This window comes from Gracilimonas tropica DSM 19535, from assembly GCF_000375425.1.
GTDB classification, from domain to species: Bacteria; Bacteroidota; Rhodothermia; order Balneolales; family Balneolaceae; genus Gracilimonas; species Gracilimonas tropica.
Genome location: NZ_AQXG01000010.1, coordinates 25,956 through 41,632, shown reverse-complemented (window position 1 = coordinate 41,632; position 15,677 = coordinate 25,956). Strand labels below are relative to the sequence as shown.

The following is a 15,677-nucleotide window of genomic DNA, read 5'->3' as shown; positions in this document are numbered from 1 at the left end:
TTGATTAATTAACCGCAAAGAGCGCTATGATTGCGCAAAGCACGCGGAGAGTTAGAGGTTATTTACGACGCGACGAAAACCGTCTTTTAATAGTTTAGAATTAAAATTTATCAACAGACCTAATTTACAATCTGATAATTTTAAATAAGTTAAAACTTGTGCTAAATGAATGTCATTAAGGGCATCAACGGATTTAATTTCAATAATAACTTTTCGGTTCACAAAAATATCCACCCGATACCCAACTTCCATCTCTACATTTCTATAAACTAATGGAAGTCCTCGTTCAACTTCTATGTTCAGTCCTTGCTGCTCAAGTTCGTAAGCCAAACATTTCTGATAAGCAGACTCAAGCAAACCCGGACCCAAAGATCGGTGCACCTGAATAGCAGAATCTAAAATTATTCTCGAAAGCTCATTTTCAGTCATAGCAAATATATCTTTGCGTTCCTTGCGATTCCTTAGCGCTCTTTGCGGTTATCCTAACATTTATTTTTACCGCAAAGGACGCAAAGATTCCGCAGAGCTCGCTAAGGTTCAATTATTAAAAAGAATTTCGGCTGGCGAAAGCGCGGCTTAAAGTAGCCTCGTCAATAAATTCGAGCTCGGTTCCCATAGGGATTCCGTAAGCGATGCGGGTCACTTTCACCTCATAATTCTTCAACAGCTTATTGATGTAGTAGGAAGTCGCCTCTCCTTCCGCATCAGGATTCAACGCCAGGATCACTTCCGTAATCTGATCATCTTCCCCAATTCGTTTAAGCAATTCCTGAATGCGCAGCTTATCGGGACCGATATTATCCATAGGAGAAATCACCCCGCCCAACACATGATACCGACCGCGAAATTCATTCGATTTCTCTATGATATAGACGTCATTAAATTCCTCAACCACACAAATAGCAGACGGATCCCGTTTAGGGTTATCACAAATTTTACAAGGATCGGAGTCGCTCACATTCCCACAAACCGAGCAGCGGGTTACTTTTTCTTTGAGGTCGACAATAGCCTGAGCAAGATTTTTGGCGTAATCATCATTTTGCTTGAGTAAGTGAATAGCGATTCGTTGCGCCGATTTCCGTCCCGTTCCGGGAAGCTTGGCGAGCTGCTCAATAGCCCGCTCTAAATATTCTGAGGTTATCTGCATGTATTGAGTTACGAGGTGTTAGGTTTTAGGTGTTAGTTGGATGTATTCTAAAACCTAAAACCTTGTGGCTAAAACCTGATTTATAGTCCAAATTTTGACATATCCATTCCGGGAATTCCACCACCCGGAATCATGCCTTTATACATTTCCTGCATTTTTTCTTTGGAAGCTTCCTCGGCTTTTTCCAATGCTTTGTTTACGCCCGCTACAATCAGATCTTCCAGCATTTCTTTGTCTTGAGGATCGACTACATCTTTATCCATCTCTATAGAAACGATCTGCTTGTTTCCGTTGGCTTTCACTTTCACCATGCCGCCGCCTGCTTCCGCTTCAACGATCACATCGTTCAAACCCTCCTGGGCTTCCTGCATTTTAGATTGCATTTCCTGAATCTTGCCGAACATATCGGCCATATTAAAATTGCTCATAATTCTCTTTTAGATTACATATTTCATTGAATATCTGTGGGTGATTAAAAACCCCACAGCGTTAATTATTTTTTTAAGCTATCAGCATTCAGACTTAATACTCCAACTCCGCGCCAAAAATCTCTACTATATCACGGATGATGGGGTCCTTTTGTTGTATTTGCTTGAAACGCTCGTACACACTCATGGGCTTATCCGACGGATCAGGTGTTCCAACGGAAATATTAAAACGCAGCATACTGCCTACACATTCCTTCAATTTTTTCTGAAGATCCATGGCCTGTTCATCTACCATTTTTTTAGCAAACTGATTGTCGCATTCCAAATACAATTCACCGCCCTTCAGTTTCAGCAATTTCACCCGTTCCATTTGCAGGTGCAACAACATGGGGAAATCCCCTTTCAGTGATTCGAGATATACCGGCCACTGCTCTTGAATGAACTCGAGCGTCAGCTTTTCGGGTACTTTTATTTCTTCTTTTTGGGGTGAACCTGAAGGCTTTTCCTGGCTTCCATTCGTAAACGACTTCATCTGAGCAGCCCGACTTTTCTTCGTCAGACTGGTGGTTAGCGCCGGGGCTCCGATATCGAAATCATCTTCTTCTTCCTCAAAATCTTCCTCTTCATAACCGGCCTCTTCGGGCTCAAATTCCTCTTCCGGTTCGGGATCTTCAATTTCTTGGGCTGAATTTTCTACCGAAGCTTTGGTCTTTTCTGGTTCGTCTGATCTTTCTTGAATCTGACCCTTTTCCGACTCAGCAACCGTTTCTTGTTGCTCAGTCTTCCGGGTTGAACCGTTCCGGGAAGCGTTTACGAAGTTACCGGAGTTTTTTTTTAACTCCTGCAAACCGGCCAATAGTTCTGAAAGTTGCTCGCTGCGCTCCATATGGATGAGCTTCAGCAGCGTAATTTCAAACTGAATGCGAGGTTGAGAAGCATCCTTCAGCTTGATCTGTGCCTCACTGATGATATGCAGCATGCGCATCAGGTCATCCCGCGAAAAATCCTTAGCGGTCTGTTGATAGCGTTTTTTGGTTTCTTCAGAAGCCTCCACTAAATAGAGCTTCGAGGTCTCGTGAGCGATGTACAAATTCCGAAGATGCTCAGTCAGCCCGATCAAATATTCCTGGATATCATAGCCTTCCTGTAGCAGCGTGTTGATGAGTTCCAATCCACGATCGGCATCGTGTTCTTTCACACAATCCATGAACTCAAACAAGCGGTCGGTTCCCACCACATTCAGCGCCTGCAGCAACTCGTTATGCGTGATGGTATCACCACAAAATGCAATCGCCTGATCCATCAATCCAAGAGCATCACGCAGTGCTCCATCGGCTTTTTTGGCAATTACATGCAAAGACTCTTCATCAATGGAAATATCTTCATCTATGGCAATTTTTCGAAGTCGCTGTACGATTTCATCTACCGAAATCCGCTTGAAATCAAAACGTTGTACACGGGAGAGAATGGTGGGTAAAACCTTATGCGGCTCCGTCGTTGCAAAAATAAAAATGGCGTGCTCCGGCGGTTCCTCAAGTGTTTTCAGCAGAGCATTGAAAGCCGCCTTACTGAGCATGTGCACCTCATCCACGATAAAAACTTTGTAGCGGCCATTTTGCGGAGGAATTCGAACGCTTTCCCGCAAGTGATGCACATCATCCACCTTGTTGTTGGAGGCGGCATCCATTTCCACAATGTTCAGCGTCTGATTCAGCGACTCGCCGTCAATACTGGTATCAATTTCGTTGATGGTTCGGGCAAGCACGCGCGCCATGGTCGTTTTACCCACGCCACGCGGACCGCAAAACATATAAGCATGAGACAGCCGGTTCTGTTTAATGGCGTTCTTAATGGTATTGCTCACATGGTCTTGCGAGACAATATCATCGAAGGACGTCGGCCGGTATTTTCGTGTAAGTGCGCGGTAGGTGTTTGACATCAATAAACTCGTTTTTCAATCAAAACAATGTACAAAATGTGCGATAAAAATTTGGATAGAAAGAGAGATTTAAAAATCCTTTCATTCCAAATTAAAGCTGATATCCAGCGCCTTCACCGAATGCGTGAGCCAGCCCAGCGAGATCACATCGGCCCCACAGCCTTTATACCCGGCAATATTCTCCGGGGTGATGCCTCCCGAAACCTCAACAATGACCTCATCAGGAATCAAGCCCACAAATTCTTTCACTTCTTCGGGAGAGCGATTGTCTAACATGATCACATCAGCACCAATTTTAACCGCTTCCAAAACCTGCTCTTTGGTTTCCGTTTCCACTTCCACTTTCACCATATGACCAATTTCATACCGTACTTTTTCCACCGCTTTCGTGATGCTTCCCGCAGCTTTAATGTGATTGTCTTTGATCATCACGCCGTCATCTAATCTAAAACGATGGTTTTTACCACCTCCGCAACGCACCGCGTATTTTTGGAGGGAACGCAATCCCGGAAGCGTTTTTCGGGTATCGGTGATCGTGATGTTTTCATCATCCAGTAGCTGAATCACCTCCTGAGTCGCCGTAGCAATTCCACCCAAATGCTGTATCAAATTCAGGATCACCCGCTCGCCGGTTAATAACGCCCCAACAGATGCCTTCACTTCAGCAATGCGTTCTCCCTTTTTCACCGAATCACCATCTTTTTTGTGAAAGGTGATTTCTGCCGAAGGGTCCATCAATTGATATCCGGTCTCGATGATGGACAGTCCGGCTGCCACGCCATCAGCTTTTGCCGTATAGATTCCTTTGCCAAGCTGATGTTCAGGAAAAATGGATTCGGTGGTAAGGTCGCCCATGCCAATATCTTCGGCAAAAGCGTTTTTCAAGATCTCGGTTAACTCAAGCTGATTCATAAGATGATTGGCGGTGATTATTTGTCTATTTTTGGCATGGATTGATTTCCAGTAATGGAAGCTGTCATCCTGAGCGCACCTTCTGCAAAACTTGAGAAATTTGTATTTCGCGAAGGATCTCAAACTTTTCTCATTTGGGATGTATCAAAATTTGAGACTCTTCGCGTTAAGCAAAAGAGTTCAATATAAATTTACTATCGCTCAGAGTGACAACTAACAGAACGGAAATAAAGATACCCTTTTTAACTCTTATTTATGAGCACTTTTAGATGATCTATCTTGACCACGCCGCCACTACGCCCATCAGCGATAAAGCTCTGGAAGTGTACTTGAATGTAGCCAAGCATTATTTCGGAAACGCCAGCAGCATGCATGATGAGGGTTCGTCCGCCAAGCAAATCCTGGAGGCTTCTACAAAAACTGTCGCTGTAACGCTAAATGCTCGCCCCAAAGATGTCTATTTCACTTCGGGAGCATCAGAATCTAATTTCCTTGCGATCTATTCTTTGTTGAAAGCGCGGGAAGGAAAGCACCTTATAACCACTGCGATCGAACATTCTTCAGTTCGCAATATCTTTTTAAAACTAAAGCAAGAAGGCTACGAAGTTTCTACCGCTTCGGTCGATCAATTTGGTCGCGTTGATATGGATGAATTGAAATCGCTGGTTCGGGATGATACTGCTCTGGCTTCCATTCAGCATGTAAATTCTGAGATCGGAACCATTCAGGATCTTGAGACGATTGGAGCATTCCTTCATTCCAAAAATATCTTGCTCCACAGCGATTGCGTGCAAAGTTATGGTCGTATTCCCCTCGATGTGAACACCATGAATGTGGATGCGATCTCCATTTCCGGACATAAGATCTATGGCCCTAAAGGGGTGGGTGCTGTTTGGATGAACCCAAAAGTAAACTGGAAACCCGTTTTTCCCGATTCCGACCATCAAAGTAAATTCAAGCCTGGAACTTCGGATGTTCCATCCATTGCTGCTTTTGCAACGGCTGCAAAACAGATCACTCAAAACGCTCCCAAAGAGCAGGAACGAATCGGCTCATTCCGCAAGAAAATAATTACTGAATTAAAGGCTCTCTCGTTTCAGGTTGAAGTTATTGAACACCCTGAATTCACGGTTCCAAACATTTTGGGATTGAGATTTCCCGGAATGGAAGGACAATTTCTCATGCTGGAATGCAATCAGGCAGGCCTGGCCATTTCAACGGGCAGTGCCTGTCAGGTCGGATCCGAAAAACCGAACAAAACCATGACAGCCATTGGAAAAAATGAGCAAGAAGCACGGGAGTTTGTACGTTTATCTTTTGGAAAAGAAAACTCTGAGGATCAAATTTCGCAGATAATTCAAAAAATGAATGTTATTTTGAACAGACACTCTCAAAAAGTAAATCATCACAAATCGAAGGAAGGATCTTAACCATGAAACGCGGATTATTTTTATTAACGGCTTTTGCCATATTGTTGACAGCGCCTTTATTGGCGCAAGAGTCTGAAACTGAAACAGCGCCTATACAAATTGTAAAGTACAGTGACTATCAGTGTCCTGCCTGTAAATATTATGTTTCTTTTGAAGAACAACTTAAAAAAGATCTTGGCGACCGGGTCACCATTACTGTAAAGCACTTCCCATTAAACATGCACGAACATGCCCAATTGGCAGCCCGTGCCGCTGAAGCAGCTCGCCAACAAGGAAAATACAAGGAGATGCACGACATGATTTTTGCCGGACAAGAGCAATGGGCCCGCGGTAATGCCGAAGCAATGTTCATTGGCTATGCCCGGAGCCTGGACCTGGATGTGGAAAAATTCCGCCAAGACATGAACTCGGCAGACATGCAACGAATTGTGATGGCTGATAAAAGAGAGGGATTAAACCTGGATGTAAACTCTACTCCCACTTTTTTCATCAACGGACAAAAACTGGAGCAGAATCCCAGAACTTATGCTCAGTTCAAATCTTTGATTGAAAGTATGGCGAAGCAGTAAAACCGTTATGGGCATTTTGGTTCCAACGCAATGCGTAGGAACCAGCCCAATGGGTTAACTTTAGCCTCAAAAAATCCGGGCTGGCCTTAATTCAAACATATCAAATCTCGATCCACACGCACTGCGCTTGCCTTAGTCGGCAGACAGGTTGGAGCGTTTTTATTTGCTCAAAATTCCTTAGATGATATTCCCAATTCGACGTTCTTTTCCCTTATCTTTGGGCTGAATTTGAAAACCCATTTTTCCATGAAACAGTATTTAGTTGAAATCATTGGTAAATCGCTCCAACAATTTGATTTAGAAGAGCAACCAGACATTCATATCGAAGAGCCAAATCAACCCGAACACGGAGATGCTTCTTGTAATATTGCTATGATGCTGGCGCGGCCGCTGAAGAATAATCCGCGAGCTATCGCTCAGCAGATCGTGGATGGATTGGAATATGATGAACAGAAGATCTCAGCTGTAGAGATCGCCGGTCCCGGATTTATCAACTTTAGGTTTGCTGATAATTATTTGTTTGATGAATTGGGAACAATCCTGAAAACCGGTGCTGATTATGGAAAAACAGATACCAATGAAGGAAAGCGTGTATTGGTTGAATTTGTGAGTGCCAATCCCACCGGACCGTTAACCGTAGGGCACGGGCGTAATGCTGTTTTGGGAGATACCGTTGCCCGACTTTTTGAGTGGACCGGCGCCGATGTGGAGCGCGAATATTACTTCAACGATGCCGGCCGACAAATGCGCGTTTTGGGTGAGAGTGTACAAGCCCGCTATCTCGAATTACTGGGAAAAGATGGTGAATTCCCGGAAGGCGGATATGAAGGGGAATACATCCGCGATATCGCCCAATCTCTGGTTGATGAAAAAGGGGAGGAGTTGGTTGAATCCAAAGATGAAAAGCCGTTCAAAGAAAAAGCAGAAGAGGAGATCTTTGCAGATATCAGCGCAACCTTAGAGCGCATGAATATTAAAATGGATTCTTACTTCAATGAGCATAGTTTGTATGAAGATGGCAAAATTGAAGAAACCATCGAAAAGCTGCGCGACCAAGGATTGGTTTACGATAAAGACGGAGCCGTTTGGTTTAAGACCACGGAATTCGGCAAAGACAAAGACACCGTTCTGGTAAAAAGCTCCGGCGAACCCACCTACCGACTCCCTGATATTGCTTACCATGCCAACAAACTGGATCGCGGCTTTGATCTTTGTGTGGATGTGTTTGGCGCCGACCACATTGCCACTTATCCGGATGTAATGAATGGTATCAAATCGCTGGGTTACGATTCCGAAAAAGTAGATGTAGTGGTGTATCAGTTTGTTACGTTGGTTAAAGACGGAAAGCCCTTCAAAATGAGTACACGAAAAGCCAATTTCGTCACACTGGATGAATTGATGGATGAGGTTGGCGCAGACGTAACCCGTTTCTTTTTCCTGATGCGCTCGCCGAATACACACCTGGAATTTGATATTGGTCAGGCCAAAGAAGCCGGTGAAAAGAATCCGGTTTTTTACCTTCAATATGCCCATGCGCGCATCTCAAGTATCCTTCGAAAAGTGGAGGATGAGTACGATTTCTCCGGAGAAACGGATCTTAGTTTGTTAACGCATCCAAGTGAGATCACCCTTATTAAAACCATGCTGAAGTTTCCAGAAACCATAGCGAATGCAGCGCGGCTTCGGGAACCGCATCACGTGATCACCTTCCTGAATCAACTTGCATCAGATTTCACCTCCTTCTACCACGATTGCCGTATCTTGGGAGAAGATGAAAAGCTGGCTCAAGCACGCATGGAGTTGGCTAAGGCTGTGGCGCAGGTGCTAAGAAATGGATTGGGAATCCTGGGGATTTCGGCTCCTGAGCAAATGTAGAAGAAATTTGAAATGTTGAATTCTACATTCACTAATCAAAACTAAGTTTTGTAAAGCAAACAATTCCTTTAACCAATTGCTCTTCCACTTTAAATCCGGCTTGGTTAAATAGTTTATTGCTTTCATCCACCGTCCAGAATTTGATGCCTCCAATTCCCACCGATTCCTGAAGCAATCTCCCGTACCACGCATCCGATTTTATGAGATGCATCATGAAAAATACGCCGTCATCTTTTAAAACTCGCTTAGCTTCATATAGCACTTTCAACTCTTCGGTGAGCTCGTTAAGCGTACCGCCCATTACGACGCCATCAAAGGTTTTGGAAAAGAATGGGAGTTCGCGTCCATCAGCACGGATAAAGTACATATCGGTTTGATCAGCCTCTGCCTTCAGCCGGGCTTCTTCCAGCATTTGAGACGAAAAATCGAGCGCTACAATATTGGCTTTTTTCTGTGCGGCTTTGAGTGCTCTTCCATATAAAGCGGTTGAACAACCAAGATCCAGATACCAGCCATCTTCTTTGGGAGCCGTCCAGTCGATGAGTAATTCATGTTCTTTCTCGATCGGGAATTCTTCGCCGGAAAGAAGCGATAAAGAGCGCTTTCGCCAGATATCCTCATAAATGGCTGCGGTAATTTTCCAATGATTGGTGCTTTGAGCAATAGAAGTAAATCCCGGTTCTTTCCCTAACAGATCAATAATGTTGTTCTTAACCTGATATTCGTCACCTTCTTTGGAGCCAACGGTACCGTTGAATGGTTTTGAGAGTCGGGCAGCTTCGTCAGGAACGTGGATTCCGGCTCGCTCATCTACCGGGGAACGTAATTCTAATTTCATAATGATCCATTTTTAAGAGGAATACGCTAAGCATTGCGATGTGTTACAGGAGTTTGGACTGAATTCGTTGCACTTCCTTGGGTCTTTCACAAGATCATGGAAATATCGTCCTGTGTTGGTGATTCTTACCCTTTCAGAACTTTATTATCTGCTTCTTTCACAAAAAAGCACATAGCTCACTTCTGCAACACGATCGATATTTGTGCGCCTTTATCAACACTTAGCATACGGGCAGCATTTCCTTTGTTGATCCCAATCTCAAGATTTCCGGAACTTCCAATGAATGCAGCCGGCTCGCCTTCTTCTACATCTCCAAAAGTATTCACGATCTTATTTAGCATCGTATTCCCCACATAGATCTTTACGCTTTTCTTTTTCAAATGATCTTCGATAAGATCTTTTGTAAGGTTAGTAACCAGGTTTCCAAAACGGTCGATGTGCAACACCCAGCCTTGTAATCCATCTTTATCGGCGATAGGAACGGCCCAGTGATACGTCACGAGATCTTCTATCGGTTCCCCAATTTCCTTTAGTGAAACTCCATTACTAAGGTGAGCAGAAACCGGTGCAAACACATCCCGACCATGAAAAGTATTGGATACTGCTTTTTGCCAGAATTCAGGATTATTTAACTTCCAGGCCTCATATTTAAACTCATTAAAAAAAAGCGAAAAGATTCCGTTATCGGGGCCAACGAAGTATTGATCTTTGATCTTCAGGGCGATGGGGTTCCGGGAGGTTCCAACACCCGGATCTACTACCACCAAGTGCACCGTTCCCGGCGGATACAGAAAAGCCGTATTTCGAATCACCCAAGCTCCCGCCATGATATCCTGGGGAGGAATTTCGTGCGAAACATCCACAAAACGGACATCCGGAGCTATACCCAGCATCACCGCCTTCATGGCGCTCACGTAATAATCCTGGGTACCAAAATCAGTTGTAAGAGTGATTATCTGACTCATCAGGCATAGCTGTTGAGCATAACCGGCATCACCAGCATCAGAATATCTTCGTTTTCGTTTTCTTCAGATGGCTTCACAATTCCGGCTCGATTTGGTGAAGAGAATTCGAAGGTGACTTCATCATCGTCAATATTACTGAGAACATCGCCCAGGTACTTAGCATTAAAACCGATCTCCATTTCTTCGTTCGAATATTCGCATTCGATGGTCTCTTTCGCTTCGCTGCTCATATCGAGGTCTTCAGCGCGGATAGTAAGCTTATCGGAGCCAAGCTGAAGGCGAATTTGTCGTGTGGTGGTACTCGAGAAAATAGCCACACGCTTCACAGTTGAAAGCATCTGATCTTTGCTGATCGTCAGGAACTTATCATTATCACGAGGAATCACGGAATCGTAATTTGGATACTGCTCATTGATCAGACGCGTAATTACGATCGTATTTCCACTCTTAAACCGGGCATGATCTTCCGTTACCGTCAGGTCACAATCATCACCTTCAATGGTTTTTTGAATGAGGCTGAGCGCTTTATCCGGCACAATGAAATTCACGTCGTTATCGGCTTTGATCTCGCGGCTGGTGTATTTCACTAAACGATGTCCATCAGTAGCTACAAACTTGCTTTCATCGGTTCCGATCTGGAAATAAACCCCCATCATCGCAGGACGAAGGTCATCACTTGAAACGGCAAAAAGAGTTTTGTGAATGGCTTTATGCATTAGATCTGCCGTAGTGTTGATCGTAGTTCCCTCATCAAGATTTGGAACTTCGGGAAACTCATCTGCATCGTCACCCACCAGCTTATACGTACCTTTATCGGTGCGGAAATTGATGTTCTTGCGGTCATCAACTTCAAAGAAAACTGGAATGTTAGGAAGCTGCCGGAGCGTTTCGAGTAAACGTCGGGCAGGGATAGCAACCGCACCATCTTCTTCTATGTCTGCATTGATATACTCGATGATAGAAATTTCGAGATCGGTGGCGGTTAATTTCAATTTACCATCTTCACTTTCAAATAAAATGGTTTCAAGAATTGGCAGCGTTGCCTTGGAAGGGACGGCTCCAATAACGGCCGAAAGTCCTTTGTTCAGTTCATTACTCGATACAGAAAATTTCATATACGCAAGATTTAAAATGATTTAAGGGCAATTTTAAAGCCACAGTTGCCCTTTCGTTTGAGTGTGCTTATACTAAGAAATACTGTGTCTCTCTGCAACCGCAGAAACCGCAATTTTCAATCAAACAAGTCTCTGATTTTATCGTTTTAGCGCTACAGTAATTTTCAATTTATCACTGTTTAAGATGATCCGCTTTTCCTTAGCGCTTACGATTTTTATCCTGATTCCAATGCTTTCGCTGGCCCAATCTGCACAGGCCAAATACGGGAATGATTTTCTTTCAACGGGAAGCGGTGCGCGAGCACTTGGAATGGGAGGCGCTCACGTTGCGCTCACCAATGATGTAACTGCAGCTTACTGGAATGTGGCTGGACTCACCGAACTCCAATCACCCCAAATTATGTACATGCACTCCGAACGCTTCAGCGGCATTGTGGGATATGATTACGGAGCGGCCGCTATGCCTTTGAAGGATGATAAAGGAGCGGTTGCCATTAGCTTTTTCAGGCAAGGCGTGGACAATATTGCGAATACTTTGAATGCCTGGGATCGAGAGCGAGATCAACCCAAGGGAAATGTGGAAGATTATATTACCCGATTTAGCGCAGCGGATATGGCCGTCTTTTTCTCCTATGCCACGCAACGAACAGAACGACTTTCCTACGGAGCTTCTGCCAAGATCATTCATCATAAATTGGGGCCTTTTGCTCAGGCCTGGGGCTACAGTTTGGATGTAGGTGCGAAATACAAAACCGATTTCGCCAACTTTGGAGTTTCCGTTCGGGATCTTACCACCATGCAAAAAATGTGGGATGTGGATGAAGCTGCCTTTGGAGATTACGAAGCTCAGTTTGATAGTCTTGGAGCCACATTACCCACCGGACAAAATGAATATGTATTGCCTTCATTAAAAGTTGGCGCTTCTAAATTATTTCCGGTTGGAGAAGATTTCTTAGTTACAGCTGCCGCAGATTTTGATCTGCTTTTTGAAAACCGCCAAGCCTATTACATTAACGTGGGCAGAATGAGTGTGGAACCACACATTGGAGGAGAGGTTTCTTACAAACAAGTAATTGCATTACGAGCGGGTTTAACTGATTTCATTACCGACCCCGTTTCCGGCTTTTCGGTTTCACCTACCTTAGGAATGGGATTAAATATCTCCTCTTTCGTTCTTGATTACGGCTTCGCCAGTTTTGCCGGAGCTTCCAGTGATCTTGGTTTTACGCATCGAATTTCTCTTCGCTTTGATTTTTAGAATTGGTGTTTTTGTGTGATGGTGTTACCGTGTTATGGTATATTGCAAATCGTAATACCATCACACTAAAACACTCTCGCACCTTAACACCCTCTTATTTTGCGCATCATCATCTTAGGCCCCACAGCATCTGGTAAAACCGAGCTTTCCATTCAGCTTGCTGAGGAGTTGAGGACTTCTATCATTTCAGCCGATTCCCGTCAATGTTACAAGCATATCAATATTGGAACGGCCAAACCTTCTGAAGAGGAGCTACAGAGAGTTCCTCACTACAATATTTCCCTTCTGGATCCGGATGAAGAAGACTCGGCCATGGATTTCCAAAAACGTGCAGACCAATGGGAAAAAGGAATTCTACAGGAATCTGACCATGTGATTTACGCAGGAGGAAGTACACTTCATATCCAAAGCCTGATTCAACCTTTCAACGAAATGCCGGAGGCAAAGGAGGAAAATATCGCTGAGCTGGAAGCACAAATTAAGCTTGAAGGATTAGAATCGCTGTATAAGAAGTTGGAGAGGGTCGACCCGGAATACGCCAGCAAAATGGATGGCTTGAACCGTCAACGTATTATACGTGCGCTGGATGTGTGGATGCAAACCGGGCAGCCTTTTAGCAGTTTTCACAACAATGATCCGGTTCAACCCGATGAAAACACCCTCGTTTTTGGGTTGAAATGGCCTCGTCAGAAATTATATGATCGCATCAATCAGCGAGTTGATAATATGATTAAGGCCGGATTGGTTGAGGAAGTAAAGTCAATCTTAAAAGATCACCCTAAGGATCTTCAGTCGCTAAATACAGTAGGATATCAGGAGATCATCAAATATCTGGATGGCGAATGGACCCTGGACAAAGCCATCGAGAAGATAAAAACAAGTACACGTCGTTATGCCAAACGGCAGATTACCTGGTATAAACGGTGGGATTTTGTGCATTGGCTGGAGGCGGATGAGATGAATGTCATGGAGATGAAAGAAGAGATTTTGAATAGGTTGAGCTGAATAGATAGTTATAAATAGGAAATCAGAACTCAGGATTCAGTACTCAGAAAGGATGAGTTTTGACTCCTGTATTCTCAAAAGACAAGTTAGCAGCTAAGTTGCAGAAAGGTTAACTTTGGCACTCACTTAAACGAAGCCCAATTATGTACAAAGCGAAAGTTAATGTAACGCTACGTCCATCCATTTTGGACCCTAAAGGAAAAGCCGCTCATCATGCCCTGCAAAACCTCGGACTGAAGGAAGTTCAGCAAGTACGCATTGGCAAATTTATTGAGCTTGATGTGGATGCTAAAGATGAAGCTGCCGCCAAAGAAATTGTAGAATCGGCTTGCACTCAGTTGCTGGCAAACGAAGTAATGGAAGATTTCGAAATTACGATCGAATCGTAAAATATGCGTTCCCTCTCTCAACATATCGACGTTCTCGAATTGTCGGAGGCGGATACTGAAGAAATCACCAAGGAAAAAACAAAAGAGGAAGTCCAGGATTCGGTAAACACGCCGTGGCGTCTTATCCTCTATGATGACGATATTCACACCTTCGAGGAAGTCATTTCGCAGCTCATGAAAGCAACCGGATGCAGTCTTTCCAAAGCGGAAGACATGACCTGGAAAGTACACAACGAAGGCAAAGCAACGGTGCATGAAGGCGAATTTGAAGAATGCCTTCGCATCGACAGTGTTCTAAAAGAAATTCAACTTGTTACCGAAATAAAAGGATAAAACCATGGCCACTTTTGGCGTACTTGTATTCCCCGGCTCTAATTGCGATCACGATGCCTATCATGCCCTGAAGCACGTGATGAATTCTGATGTGAAATTCCTCTGGCACAAAGATACCGACCTTTCCGGCATCGACTTTTTGATTGTGCCCGGCGGGTTTTCTTATGGTGATTATCTCCGCTCAGGAGCTATCGCTCGTTTTTCTCCCGTGATGCAGGAAGTGGTGAAATTCGCCGAAAAAGGTGGTCCGGTGATGGGTATCTGTAATGGATTCCAAATCTTGCTGGAAGCCGGACTCATTCCGGGAGCCATGATGCACAACGAGAAGCTGAAGTTTGTGTGTAAGAACGTATATATCAGAACCGAGTCAACGGATAGTATTTTCACCTCTGGTTTGGAAAAAGGACAAGTGCTGGATATTCCTGTTTCTCATGGCGAAGGAAATTACTTCATCGAAGAGGATGGATTGAAATCATTACAAGACAACGATCAGATCTTATTTCGTTATTGTGATGCACAGGGTGAACTTACAAAAGAAGCCAACTTTAACGGTTCTGTAGATCATATTGCCGGAATTTGCAACAAAGGCCGTAACGTTTTGGGCATGATGCCTCACCCTGAACGAGCCATGGAGAAACTGCTTGGCTCTGAAGATGGAAAGCCGATCTTCGAGTCTATTCTCAACTCTCTTTCAGTAGCTTAAAAAACTTATGAGTACTGAACCCCAACCGGAATTGTTGCTGCATAGCGAGGGCTTGGTAAAGCGCTATCGCAAACGCACGGTTGTGGATGATGTCTCCATTAATGTTAAGCAGGGAGAAGTCGTTGGCTTGCTCGGGCCTAACGGAGCCGGGAAAACCACCACTTTTTATATGATGGTGGGACTTGTAAAGCCCAATGCAGGTAAGATCTTCCTCAATGAAAAAAACCTGACCCGTGAGCCTATGTATAAACGAGCACGAATGGGTATTGGCTATCTTGCTCAGGAAGCAAGTGTTTTTCGCAATTTAACCGTTCGTGAGAATCTGGAATCCGTATTGCAATTTTTGTCGGTTCCTAAAAAAGAGATCGACTTAAAGGTAAATAAGCTCATAGAGGAATTTGGGCTTCATAAAGTTGTAGACAGTAAAGGGTATAGTTTATCTGGCGGGGAACGCCGGCGTTGTGAAATTGCCCGGGCTTTAGTTACCGATCCCAAATTTATACTGCTTGATGAACCGTTCGCTGGTGTTGATCCGATTGCGGTGGAGGATATCCAAAAGATTGTTTCAGGACTGCGCCATCAAAACATTGGTATTTTGATCACCGACCACAACGTACATGAAACTTTGGCCATTACCGACCGTGCTTACCTGATGTTTGAGGGTAAGATCCTGATGGAGGGCTCTGCTGATGTGTTGGCAGAAGATGAGAAAGCCAAAAAATTGTATCTTGGCGAACAATTCAAATTAGACCGTTATACTTCTTAATTAAG

17 protein-coding genes are annotated in these 15,677 nt (G+C 44.1%); 9 read left to right on the top strand and 8 right to left on the bottom strand.

From position 1 onward, the window contains the following. Positions 1 to 51: 51 nt before the first annotated feature. The 5 genes from B151_RS0113700 to nadC form a co-directional block, all read right to left on the bottom strand. On the bottom strand, positions 52 to 429 hold the full coding sequence (locus B151_RS0113700; protein WP_020404220.1) for a GxxExxY protein: 378 nt from the start codon (positions 427 to 429) through the stop codon (positions 52 to 54). 115 nt (positions 430 to 544) lie between these two features. After that, positions 545 to 1,147 (bottom strand): recombination mediator RecR, encoded by a 603-nt coding sequence (recR, locus tag B151_RS0113695; protein ID WP_020404219.1) that lies wholly within the window; start codon positions 1,145 to 1,147, stop codon positions 545 to 547. A gap of 80 nt (positions 1,148 to 1,227) precedes the next feature. After that, positions 1,228 to 1,575: a YbaB/EbfC family nucleoid-associated protein gene (locus B151_RS0113690; protein WP_020404218.1), complete on the bottom strand. Its 348-nt coding sequence runs from the start codon at positions 1,573 to 1,575 to the stop codon at positions 1,228 to 1,230. 94 nt (positions 1,576 to 1,669) lie between these two features. Continuing rightward, positions 1,670 to 3,514, bottom strand: coding sequence for a DNA polymerase III subunit gamma/tau (dnaX, locus tag B151_RS0113685; RefSeq protein ID WP_020404217.1), 1,845 nt, complete (start codon positions 3,512 to 3,514; stop codon positions 1,670 to 1,672). Positions 3,515 to 3,595: 81 nt separating this feature from the next. Then, entirely contained in the window at positions 3,596 to 4,426 is an 831-nt protein-coding gene (gene nadC / locus B151_RS0113680) for a carboxylating nicotinate-nucleotide diphosphorylase (RefSeq protein ID WP_020404216.1), read from the bottom strand. Positions 4,427 to 4,695: 269 nt separating this feature from the next. On the opposite strand from nadC, the gene B151_RS0113675 reads away from it, so the two are divergent. From B151_RS0113675 to argS, 3 genes are all read left to right on the top strand, one after another. Continuing rightward, positions 4,696 to 5,856: an IscS subfamily cysteine desulfurase gene (locus B151_RS0113675; RefSeq protein WP_020404215.1), complete on the top strand. Its 1,161-nt coding sequence runs from the start codon at positions 4,696 to 4,698 to the stop codon at positions 5,854 to 5,856. A 2-nt stretch (positions 5,857 to 5,858) separates the two neighbouring features. Continuing rightward, positions 5,859 to 6,425: a DsbA family protein gene (locus tag B151_RS0113670; protein WP_020404214.1), complete on the top strand. Its 567-nt coding sequence runs from the start codon at positions 5,859 to 5,861 to the stop codon at positions 6,423 to 6,425. 246 nt (positions 6,426 to 6,671) lie between these two features. Next, the gene (gene argS, locus B151_RS0113665) at positions 6,672 to 8,300 is read left to right on the top strand and encodes an arginine--tRNA ligase (RefSeq protein ID WP_020404213.1); all 1,629 of its coding nucleotides are present in this window, start codon (positions 6,672 to 6,674) and stop codon (positions 8,298 to 8,300) included. Positions 8,301 to 8,331: 31 nt separating this feature from the next. On the opposite strand, the gene B151_RS0113660 is transcribed toward argS, so the two are convergent. The 3 genes from B151_RS0113660 to dnaN all read right to left on the bottom strand — a co-directional run bounded on the left by B151_RS0113660 (position 8,332) and on the right by dnaN (position 11,218). Continuing rightward, positions 8,332 to 9,138 (bottom strand): class I SAM-dependent methyltransferase, encoded by an 807-nt coding sequence (locus tag B151_RS0113660; protein WP_020404212.1) that lies wholly within the window; start codon positions 9,136 to 9,138, stop codon positions 8,332 to 8,334. Between the two features lie 176 nt (positions 9,139 to 9,314). Beyond that, positions 9,315 to 10,103, bottom strand: coding sequence for an SAM hydrolase/SAM-dependent halogenase family protein (locus B151_RS0113655; RefSeq protein ID WP_020404211.1), 789 nt, complete (start codon positions 10,101 to 10,103; stop codon positions 9,315 to 9,317). After that, positions 10,103 to 11,218 (bottom strand): DNA polymerase III subunit beta, encoded by a 1,116-nt coding sequence (gene dnaN / locus B151_RS0113650; protein ID WP_020404210.1) that lies wholly within the window; start codon positions 11,216 to 11,218, stop codon positions 10,103 to 10,105. Before dnaN ends, B151_RS0113655 begins: the two co-directional genes overlap by 1 nt. 184 nt (positions 11,219 to 11,402) lie before the next feature. On the opposite strand from dnaN, the gene B151_RS0113645 reads away from it, so the two are divergent. From B151_RS0113645 to lptB, 6 genes are all read left to right on the top strand, one after another. Beyond that, entirely contained in the window at positions 11,403 to 12,476 is a 1,074-nt protein-coding gene (locus tag B151_RS0113645; RefSeq protein WP_020404209.1) for a PorV/PorQ family protein, read from the top strand. Between the two features lie 99 nt (positions 12,477 to 12,575). Next, complete coding sequence (gene miaA, locus B151_RS0113640) at positions 12,576 to 13,481, top strand: tRNA (adenosine(37)-N6)-dimethylallyltransferase MiaA (RefSeq protein WP_020404208.1); 906 nt, start codon at positions 12,576 to 12,578, stop codon at positions 13,479 to 13,481. Between the two features lie 143 nt (positions 13,482 to 13,624). Further along, positions 13,625 to 13,870, top strand: a complete 246-nt coding sequence (purS, locus tag B151_RS0113635) for a phosphoribosylformylglycinamidine synthase subunit PurS (protein ID WP_020404207.1) — start codon at positions 13,625 to 13,627, stop codon at positions 13,868 to 13,870. 3 nt (positions 13,871 to 13,873) lie between these two features. Then, positions 13,874 to 14,203: an ATP-dependent Clp protease adaptor ClpS gene (locus B151_RS0113630; protein ID WP_020404206.1), complete on the top strand. Its 330-nt coding sequence runs from the start codon at positions 13,874 to 13,876 to the stop codon at positions 14,201 to 14,203. Between the two features lie 4 nt (positions 14,204 to 14,207). Continuing rightward, complete coding sequence (gene purQ / locus B151_RS0113625) at positions 14,208 to 14,906, top strand: phosphoribosylformylglycinamidine synthase subunit PurQ (protein WP_020404205.1); 699 nt, start codon at positions 14,208 to 14,210, stop codon at positions 14,904 to 14,906. Between the two features lie 7 nt (positions 14,907 to 14,913). Continuing rightward, positions 14,914 to 15,672 carry an LPS export ABC transporter ATP-binding protein gene (lptB, locus tag B151_RS0113620; protein ID WP_020404204.1) on the top strand — a complete coding sequence of 253 codons (759 nt, stop codon included), beginning with the start codon at positions 14,914 to 14,916 and terminating at the stop codon, positions 15,670 to 15,672. Positions 15,673 to 15,677: the final 5 nt, after the last annotated feature.

What these genes read in the sequence shown, in the direction of transcription:
- B151_RS0113700 (WP_020404220.1), bottom strand. Translation starts at nt 429, where the DNA reads ATGACTGAAAATGAGCTTTCGAGAATAATTTTAGATTCTGCTATTCAG.
- recR (WP_020404219.1), bottom strand. Translation starts at nt 1,147, where the DNA reads ATGCAGATAACCTCAGAATATTTAGAGCGGGCTATTGAGCAGCTCGCC.
- B151_RS0113690 (WP_020404218.1), bottom strand. Translation starts at nt 1,575, where the DNA reads ATGAGCAATTTTAATATGGCCGATATGTTCGGCAAGATTCAGGAAATG.
- dnaX (WP_020404217.1), bottom strand. Translation starts at nt 3,514, where the DNA reads ATGTCAAACACCTACCGCGCACTTACACGAAAATACCGGCCGACGTCC.
- nadC (WP_020404216.1), bottom strand. Translation starts at nt 4,426, where the DNA reads ATGAATCAGCTTGAGTTAACCGAGATCTTGAAAAACGCTTTTGCCGAA.
- B151_RS0113675 (WP_020404215.1), top strand. Translation starts at nt 4,696, where the DNA reads ATGATCTATCTTGACCACGCCGCCACTACGCCCATCAGCGATAAAGCT.
- B151_RS0113670 (WP_020404214.1), top strand. Translation starts at nt 5,859, where the DNA reads ATGAAACGCGGATTATTTTTATTAACGGCTTTTGCCATATTGTTGACA.
- argS (WP_020404213.1), top strand. Translation starts at nt 6,672, where the DNA reads ATGAAACAGTATTTAGTTGAAATCATTGGTAAATCGCTCCAACAATTT.
- B151_RS0113660 (WP_020404212.1), bottom strand. Translation starts at nt 9,138, where the DNA reads ATGAAATTAGAATTACGTTCCCCGGTAGATGAGCGAGCCGGAATCCAC.
- B151_RS0113655 (WP_020404211.1), bottom strand. Translation starts at nt 10,103, where the DNA reads ATGAGTCAGATAATCACTCTTACAACTGATTTTGGTACCCAGGATTAT.
- dnaN (WP_020404210.1), bottom strand. Translation starts at nt 11,218, where the DNA reads ATGAAATTTTCTGTATCGAGTAATGAACTGAACAAAGGACTTTCGGCC.
- B151_RS0113645 (WP_020404209.1), top strand. Translation starts at nt 11,403, where the DNA reads ATGATCCGCTTTTCCTTAGCGCTTACGATTTTTATCCTGATTCCAATG.
- purS (WP_020404207.1), top strand. Translation starts at nt 13,625, where the DNA reads ATGTACAAAGCGAAAGTTAATGTAACGCTACGTCCATCCATTTTGGAC.
- B151_RS0113630 (WP_020404206.1), top strand. Translation starts at nt 13,874, where the DNA reads ATGCGTTCCCTCTCTCAACATATCGACGTTCTCGAATTGTCGGAGGCG.
- purQ (WP_020404205.1), top strand. Translation starts at nt 14,208, where the DNA reads ATGGCCACTTTTGGCGTACTTGTATTCCCCGGCTCTAATTGCGATCAC.
- lptB (WP_020404204.1), top strand. Translation starts at nt 14,914, where the DNA reads ATGAGTACTGAACCCCAACCGGAATTGTTGCTGCATAGCGAGGGCTTG.